The organism is Streptomyces sp. NPDC059900 (assembly GCF_050270335.1).
Classification (GTDB): Bacteria; Actinomycetota; Actinomycetes; order Streptomycetales; family Streptomycetaceae; genus Streptomyces.
In genome coordinates this window covers 1-1,508 of the sequence record NZ_JBNNJZ010001059.1, presented here as the reverse complement: position 1 = coordinate 1,508, position 1,508 = coordinate 1, and the positions used below count along the sequence as shown (strand labels likewise).

Below are 1,508 nucleotides of genomic sequence, written 5' to 3'. Positions count from 1 at the left end.
GCCATGGACAGCGCATTGGCCAGATCCACCGCCTTGCCGGCGAACACCAGCGAGAGGCCGGCGGCCAGGAAACCCAGCGGAATGCGCGGCCCCAGTTCCCGCAGCGAATACCGCGCCTGGACGGACCCGTACGTCATCAGCAGGACCCCGGAGACCATGACCAGCAGCGAGTAGGCGGCCAGCGTGATGTGCCACGAATCCGTCCACAACTGCCCCACGCGCGGCAGCGAATCGGGCGCCGGCGTGGTCAGCAGCGTGTCCCCCAGGAGCTTGAGCACGGGCTCCAGCGCCGCGCTCACCAGGCCCTTGAAGAAGGCATTGATGGCGGCGGTAACCCCCTGGGTAATCCAGTCGATCACGTCGGCCCCCTCAGTTGGTCCGCTGGCGCCCGCGCGGCGCACCCGGGCGCGCACAGGGGCATGAGAAATCGGCACCGCTCCGACGGCGCGCAGCGCCGGGCCCTACAAGGCGGCAGGGATGCGCAGCGGGCGGTGGTGGCAGCAGCCGCACCCGTGGCGGGCGGGCGCGAGAGCGGCGTCAGGCCTGCGCGTTGTCCCGCGCGCAGGGGCGCGGGTACGACGAGCGAGCGGCGGCCGGCGGCCGCCGACGTGCGCCACCGGCGCGGATGCCGGGCGGCGACAGCAGGGTTCATGCCGCTCACGCCCCGACGATTCCTTTGAGGATGGCCACCACCAGGGGAGCCAGGGCCGCCAGCCCGTAGCCCCATCCCGCGCTCTTGAAGGCGGTCTTGGCCTTCTCGACCTCGCCCGGGTCCCCGCCCGCCATGACGTAGCGGACACCGCCGACGGTCAAGAAGACGGTGGCAAGCCCGGCCAGCACACCCATGATCCAGTTGCGGATGTTGTCGAGGACTTCGTTGACGGACTTGGCCAGCGCGATCACCGCCCCGGGCTCCGCGGCGTAGGCGCCGGCCGAACAGAGCACGAAGAGGACCACGACCAGCGCGCCGACCACCAGCTGCCGGCGTGCCCGGGAAGAAACAGGGGACAGGCGCATCGCGGGACCTCCCGACACGGGACGGATGGGCGGGCACGGGGCGTACGGCCCGCCTATGGGAAGAGGCCGCATCAGGCGGCTCTTTTTGACACGGCCGCCCAAACTCGGGGCCGATTCGGTAGTCGCGCGGGCGTTCGCGTGATCGAGATGCAGGCCGACACTGCCTGCTCGGCGGGCTGTTGGCCTTGGGTGAGGTAGGCCCGCAGGCGCAGTTCGGCGCGGCGGCGGGCCTGGTAGACGGTGGAGGGAGGCTTGGCGTGGGTCCGTGCCCAGCCGGCCACCGAGTCCGTTTCCAGACGGGTGCGGCCGATCAGGTCGGCTTCGGTCCGGGTCAGGACTCCGACCCGGACCGCGCGGGCCAGCACGAAGTCGGGATGGCCCCACGGCGGCTTGGGCGGAGCCGAGCGGAAGCCGTGGGCCACCGGCGCGGGCGCATCCAGCGCCTCGTACAGTGCGGCCAGCGCCCGGCGGTAGGCGGCCCAGCGCAGCCG

Annotated in this window: 1 protein-coding gene and 2 pseudogenes; all 3 read right to left on the bottom strand. The window is 72.3% G+C overall.

Annotated features, from left to right (window positions below; genetic code table 11):
* Nucleotides 1-359 (bottom strand): annotated as a pseudogene (locus tag ACQKIP_RS47190) (hypothetical protein); the annotation flags it as partial.
* A 298-nt stretch (nt 360-657) separates the two neighbouring features.
* Nucleotides 658-1,017, bottom strand: a complete 360-nt coding sequence (locus ACQKIP_RS47185) for a pilin (protein ID WP_365863657.1) — start codon at nt 1,015-1,017, stop codon at nt 658-660.
* A 71-nt stretch (nt 1,018-1,088) separates the two neighbouring features.
* Nucleotides 1,089-1,508, bottom strand: a pseudogene (locus ACQKIP_RS47180) (hypothetical protein); the annotation flags it as partial.

Excerpts from the sequence above, each read along its gene's own strand:
- ACQKIP_RS47185 (WP_365863657.1), bottom strand. The coding sequence starts at position 1,017 with ATGCGCCTGTCCCCTGTTTCTTCCCGGGCACGCCGGCAGCTGGTGGTC.